4 protein-coding genes are annotated in these 6,360 nt (G+C 65.7%); 2 read left to right on the forward strand and 2 right to left on the reverse strand.

The genetic code is table 11. From position 1 onward, the window contains the following. Positions 1-9: 9 nt before the first annotated feature. Both AAGA68_22115 and AAGA68_22120 read left to right on the forward strand, forming a co-directional pair. Positions 10-1,011, forward strand: a complete 1,002-nt coding sequence (locus tag AAGA68_22115) for a hypothetical protein (protein MEM9387766.1) — start codon at positions 10-12, stop codon at positions 1,009-1,011. Between the two features lie 19 nt (positions 1,012-1,030). Next, positions 1,031-1,615, forward strand: coding sequence for a hypothetical protein (locus tag AAGA68_22120; GenBank protein MEM9387767.1), 585 nt, complete (start codon positions 1,031-1,033; stop codon positions 1,613-1,615). Here AAGA68_22120 and AAGA68_22125 read toward each other — a convergent pair. Further along, positions 1,599-2,666: an efflux RND transporter periplasmic adaptor subunit gene (locus AAGA68_22125; GenBank protein ID MEM9387768.1), complete on the reverse strand. Its 1,068-nt coding sequence runs from the start codon at positions 2,664-2,666 to the stop codon at positions 1,599-1,601. The two genes, AAGA68_22120 and AAGA68_22125, sit on opposite strands and share 17 nt — an antisense overlap. Further along, positions 2,663-5,788 (reverse strand): efflux RND transporter permease subunit, encoded by a 3,126-nt coding sequence (locus tag AAGA68_22130; GenBank protein ID MEM9387769.1) that lies wholly within the window; start codon positions 5,786-5,788, stop codon positions 2,663-2,665. Before AAGA68_22130 ends, AAGA68_22125 begins: the two co-directional genes overlap by 4 nt. Positions 5,789-6,360: the final 572 nt, after the last annotated feature.

The following is a 6,360-nucleotide window of genomic DNA, read 5'->3' on the forward strand; positions in this document are numbered from 1 at the left end:
GGCCACCAGATGACGCTAGCTAGGATAGAACTTCGCGGTGCGATCAACATAATCCCGTTGCGGCATAAGGACGGTCGCACCACGTTTCTCGCCGGACTCGCCGACCTGCGAACAGGCCTGCAACGTCCCCAACTCCCGTACCCGATCTCACCGCACATCCCCGCGATTGTCGTGCGTTCGGACCAGGTTCGGGCGCAGTCGTACATCGAGCCTGATCTGGATTTCGCCGGCAACGACGCTAGCGCGTTCGGCAAGGCCCGTCATTGCGTCTACAGCTTCGACGATGAGCTCCTGACCCTCGATGGGACGACGAGCAACTGCTTGCAGTTCGCCATGTCGTCGCTGCCGAAGACCGCCGACCCCTCGCGTATGCCCGTACCTGGCACACATAACGAGCAAGACCTGATGTGGGTGCCCCCGATGGGGCATGCGGACAACGGCGATCGGCGCAACTGCGGTGCCATCGATGGCCCGCGTCTACTCAACACCAACCTAACACCCCGCGACGGGGTCTGCGACGGTGGAGAGAAAAAGGCGGACCTCGTCGGCACCGTACACATCGATCGCGGTCACTTCTACGTTGATGGTGTGGTGGTCGAGGGCGACGAGCCCCTCGGCTTCGGCTTCCGCGATGCCCGCAGCCCAGACGTCGAATGGCGCCAGGCAATCTACACGCGGCTGATCTGGGATGTCGAGTGTGAGGACACCTTGGAACTCGTCCTCAAGCACGGCGAGAGCGAACGTCGTCGCTCCATCCAGCTGAGCTCCGGCGGCGGGCGCTACGACATTGTGATCGCCAACTTGGAGTTGGAAACCTTGCTTGCGGTGGGGGGCATCGCACCGCCCGTGTCCAATGCGGATGGCGACTACGCAGTGGGCTACCTCTTGTGCAAGGAGGTGCCTACCCGTGATCAAGGCATGCCCGTGCCGTTCTGGGATGGCCCCATGGCCGGCATGTGGCGCACCTGCAACGCCGCCCTGCGCGAAGAGCTTCCGCTCCCCCCTGAGTGAAGCGAGGAGACGGCGACCGGTGGCGGCACCCCTAAAGCGCTTAGGCGCTGATCTGTCACCGGTCGCCTACGCCGAAGTGAGTCACTTCCACGGGGTGACCCAGCGCGCGAGCCGCCTGTGTTGGGCGGCTTGCGTTCAAGCCCGTCTCGCGATGGACGCCACACACCGGGAAGCGCCTCCCGACCAGGCTGCGCTCGCCTTCCGGTTCGTACCCGATCCCGGTGCGAAGGAGGATCTCGCGTGGCTCAGCGCGCGGCCTAGCCACCCGTGCAACCAACCGATGCCGCCGCAACGGATGGCCGCGGTGTGGCACGCCTTGGGTTACGCGAGCGCTCGTCGGCTGGAACTGCCGATCGCAGATCTCGGCGGTGTACTGCTCGCGCAGCTGCGCCGGAACTGCCCCGTGCAAGTGCGCATCGAGGGCACCCACGCGGTACTTGTGGTGGCCTACCAGCGCAGCGCCGACGGCCGCGAGGGCGTGTTCATTATGGACCCCGCACCGGCCGCGGCCGGCGGCTGGCAGCGCCTTGGCAAGGCGACCACCTGGCTCGATCTTTGGATCGACCTCGAACGCCCACACCCCGCGCCTACGCCGCGGGATTGATCACGCGAACGGTCTGCCCATCGCGCAGGGTCTCCCCACCGCGCACCACCACGCGATCTCCCTCAGACAGTTCGCCCTCCACGGCCACGAGCTCGCCAGCGCTCTCGCCCGTCTCCACGGCCACGCGCTCAGCGGTCCCATCCTCGCGCACGCGGTATACGAAGGTGCCCTCCTGGCGCAGGATCAGCGCGTCGCGATTCACGGCCAGGGAGGCTCGCGCGGAACGCAGGGGCACGGCGGCGCTGACCAGCTGCCCTAGGTTCCAATAGTCGACAGCGGCTGGCGGCAGATCGATGCGCAATTCCATGGCTTGCGTGCGTGCATCGATCGGCGGCACCACAGACCTTACCGCGCCGACGAAGGTGGACTCGTAGCCGAACAGCTTCAGCTCATCGCCCGCACGCACGCGACCGGAGTGCTGCAAGGGCGCGAGTACGCGTACCTCCAGCTGGGTCGTGTCCGTGATGCGCCCGAGCACCGCTCCGCGGGCCACGGTCTCACCCTCGCGTCGCTCGCGCGCGGTGATCACACCCCCGAACTGGGCACGCACCTCGGCCCGCATCAGCTGATCGCGGGTCTGCGCCAGGCGACTCTCGGCGATGCGCAGATCGCTCGCGGCCACGTCGCGGTTCGAGCGCGTCTCGTCGTACTCGTTACGGGCAGCGCTGTTGCTGGTGAGGAGGTTTTCGAAGCGCTCAAGCTGCGTGTCGAGGTAGGCGAGTTGAGCGGTTGCACGGGTACGCTGGGCCTCGAGCTCCACCAGCTGCAGGCGCAACTGCGTAGGGTCGATGCGCGCGATCGCATCGCCTACGCCCACCCGCGTACCGGGCTCGGCCACGTACTCGAGCTCACCGTCGATCGCCGCCGTGATCTGCACGTCGTTGCGACTGAACACGGTGCCTGTGATCGGCACCGTCGGCACCACTTCGGTGAACACCACAGACTCCACAGCCACCGGGCTCGCCGACGTCGAGGGTGCCTGCGCGGCGGCAGCGAGCGCGAATAGGGGGGACAGGGCAATCAGCGCAGCCGCAGTCGTGAGGTGTCTCATGCGGTAACTCCATCAGCAGCGGGGCCCGGGTCGCGCACGCCGCGGAGGCGACGACCTAGGCGGTGGAACAGATCGCCGGTCTCGCCCATGCGCAGCAGGCTCGGCATTAGCAGCAGGGTGAACAGGGCGGAAAAGCACATGCCACCCACGATAACCGTGGCGAGGCCGCGGTAGATGTCCGAGCCCACGCCGGGAATCAGCATCAGCGGCAGCATGCCGAAGATGCTCGTCAGCGTACTCATGTAAACGGGCCGAGCCCGCACGACGATGGCGGCGCGGACCGCCTGCGCACGGGAGAGTCCGTTGCCTTCGCCGTGGCGGGTCTCGCCGACCAGCAAGATGGCGTTGTTTACCACCAGGCCGAGCAAGATGATGAAGCCGATCATGGTCAGCATGTCGAGGGACTGGTAGGTGACCAGATTCAACAGGCTCAAAGAGCAGATCCCCCCGGCCAGCGCCAGCGGCATCACCAGCAAGACCAAAGCCGAATCGCGCACCGACTTGAAGATGGCCGCCATCACCATGAACAGGATCAGCACCGCCAGCAGGAAGTTCGCGAGCATGCTGCGCAGGGCACCCTCCAGCTGATCTGCGCTGCCGCGATAGGTAATGGTAGCGCCAGCGGGAAGGGCCTCCTGAATGGCGGGGCCCGCGTCTTCGCGCAGGCGCGCCAAGGCCTCCTCCACGGTCATGTCGTCGGGTGGCACCACCTGCAGGCTGATCGTGCGCTGGCCGTCAAAGCGCCGCAGTTGGGTCGGCCCTACGGTGCGCTGGAGCCGGGCCAGGGAGCCGATCGTCTGCGGCCCGGCCAGAGGCGTCGCGATCGGCATCGCTGCGAGCTCCTCCGGCGTCCCCCAGTCCCCCGTGCGCAGGATCATGTCGTAGCGCTCGTTGCCGTCGAAGTACTCGCCCGCGAAGAGCCCACCGGTGGTGGCGCGGATCGCATTGGCGAGAGCACGTGGGTTGAGCCCAGTCTCGGTGATGCGACGCTCGTTCGGGATCACCTGCAGCTCGGGCTCGGCGAGGGAGAGGCCCGGCACCGGCCGCACCTGCGCCCCCGGGATGACCTCTTGGATCTTGCCAAGGCCCAGAGCCGCGGCGCTCATCAGCCCGTCCATGTCCGCGCCCTGCAGGTCCACGGATATCGAGCGCCCGCCGCTGCCAAAGCCGATCCCGAGGAGCGAGGCGCGGGTTGCGAACACCTGCGTGTCCGGGATGCCCTCGAGCATGCCCTCGCGGAACATGCTGAGCCAGAGTTCGGTCTGCGCCGGATCCGCCGGGTAGAAGTAGAGGATATTGAAGCTACCGAACATGGAGAGGTTGTAGCCGCGAATGTACGGCGCCTGCTCCCGATCCATGTGGGGCCGCAGGCGCTCGATGATCTCCGCGCCAATCTCCTCTGTGAACACCTCGTTGTTCACGCCCGGCGGCATGTTGAAGAAGACGGTCACCGCATCGGCCTGCGCGGACGGCAAGAAGTCCGCCTTCGGTTTCAGCGCCAAGGTCAAGCCAATCGATAGGCTCAGCAAGCCCACGATCCACACGCCGCGGCGCAGGCCCGTGTTGGTGAGCACCATCACGGCCTTGGCGAGCCCGGTCCACCAGTGGGCGTAGGGATCGCGCTCGGGGAGCTTCTTCAACAGGTACCGGCTCGCCGTCGGCACCATGGTCACGGCGGCGAGCAGCGAGGCCAGTACCGACACGGACAGGGTGAGGGCGAGGTCTGAGAACATCTGCCCCTCAACGCCGGTCATGAACAAGATCGGCAGAAAGATCGCGACGGTGGTCATGGTGGAGGCGAACAAGGCGCCAGACACCTGCCGCGTGCCCTTGAGCGCGGCCTGCTCCGGGTCTTCCCCCTGCTGGCGGTAGCGCACGATGTTCTCCTGCACGATGATCGCCGCGTCGAGCACGAGCCCCACGGAAAAGGCGAGGCCGGCGAGGGAGATCACGTTTAAGGAGATGCCGAACACCTGCAGGGCGACGAAGGACGCGGCCAGACTCACGGGAATGCTGAGGCCGATGATCAGGGTGGCCCGCCCGGCCCGCAGGAAGGTCCAGAGAATCCCCAGGGCGAGGAGTACGCCAAGACCTAAGTTGTTCTGCACCAGGGCGATGGCGCGGCGGATGTAGACGGAGGAGTCGAAGGAGATCTCCGCCCACAGGCCAACCTGCGCCAGCGCACCTTCGTTGAGCTCATCGAGCACAGCGTTGACGTCGTCGAGCACAGACACCGTATTGGCATCGTTGGTGCCGGCGACGCCCACGTAGGAGGCGGGATAGCCGGAGCGGATGTTGACGCCGAAGGGATCGATCATGCGCTTCTCGACCACCGCCACCTCACGCAGGTGCACGGGCCGCTGCTCCACCCACCCCACGATGAGCTCACCGAGCGCATCCACGTCGTGCTGACCGATGTAGCGCACGGTGTACTGGCGACGGCCGATGTCCGCAAAGCCTCCGGACGCATCGCTGGCGCCGGTGAGCGCGCCCTGCATGGCGGCCACATCGATGCCTAAGGCGGCCGCCCGATAGGGATCGAAGGTGATGCGAATCTCCTGCGGGCGCTGACCGTTCATGTCGACGCGCGCCACGCCGTCGATCTTCGCCAGGGCAGGCTCGACCACGTTCTCGAGCACATGCTGGTACTCGGGCGAGTCCATGTCGGTGTTGGCGTTGTCGCGGCGCGGGTAGATCTGGATCGAGGCCGCGTAGTTGCCACCGCCCTGCCCGCCCATGCCCACGAAGGGCTCGTTGGCGTCCGCCGGTAGCGGCGGGGTCTGGTTGAGGTTGTTGATCACGTTGATCAACGCCTCGTTCATGTCCGCGTCCACGGCGAAGGTAAGGGTGATGGAGCCAAAGCCGCGGGAGATGGTGGACTGCATTTCGAGCACGCCGGGCGTGCGTCGCAGCACGCTCTCCTGGGGCTCGATGATCTGCGACTCCACCTCCGCTGGCGCCGCCTCGCGCCAGCCCGTATTCACCGAAATCTGGGGCTGCTCTAGGGTTGGCAACAGCTGAATCGGGCGTTGCGCAATCGCCAGCATGCCAAATAGGGCGAGGAGCGCCAGGAGCACGGCCAGGGCGGCCGGATTGCGCAAGCTTAGTCGAGTCAGATCCATGGTTTTCCCGCACCGCTGAGGGTAGTAGGCCGACGCGCATGCGGATTTCTGGCACCGCGCGTCCGTCTGCGACACTTCGCACGGCACTTGGATGTCGTCAGAGCGGAAAAGGTCGCCTCGAATATCGGCGAACGGTTCGGCGGCAGGTGATGGGTCTGGGCGCACGGCCGACGAGGCCGCTGGCCGGCCGGTCAACGGCGCTCGTAGATGCGGAACTCAAAGCTGCGATAGTCATCGCGCAGGATGATGTGCCACTCGCCATCGTCGAAAGCTGGGAAGTAGGTGTCTCCCGGGTGGTCACCCCGGACTAAAGAAAGATACAGGGCGCTAGCCTGGATTATTCATGAGCCAAAAGAGAAGAAGGCCCTCGATGTGTTAGAAAGGTGTTACGACACAGCACTTTCGGACACAAAGAAGGCCTTCCAATGGAGGACGTTACCACAGCGCAGGGTGCACTGTTCAACACAGGCTTTGGCAAGCCCCTCACGGCGCGATTTGACCACCCGAACAGCAGCTCGGACGGCGGTGCGATTCTGCTGAAGGCTTGCGACCGCAAGCTTGGGTTGATCGAA

This window comes from Pseudomonadota bacterium (assembly GCA_039193195.1).
Taxonomy (GTDB): domain Bacteria; phylum Pseudomonadota; class Gammaproteobacteria; order Steroidobacterales; family JBCBZW01; genus JBCBZW01.

Excerpts from the sequence above, each read along its gene's own strand:
- AAGA68_22125 (MEM9387768.1), bottom strand. The coding sequence starts at position 2,666 with ATGAGACACCTCACGACTGCGGCTGCGCTGATTGCCCTGTCCCCCCTA.
- AAGA68_22115 (MEM9387766.1), top strand. The coding sequence starts at position 10 with ATGACGCTAGCTAGGATAGAACTTCGCGGTGCGATCAACATAATCCCG.
- AAGA68_22130 (MEM9387769.1), bottom strand. The coding sequence starts at position 5,788 with ATGGATCTGACTCGACTAAGCTTGCGCAATCCGGCCGCCCTGGCCGTG.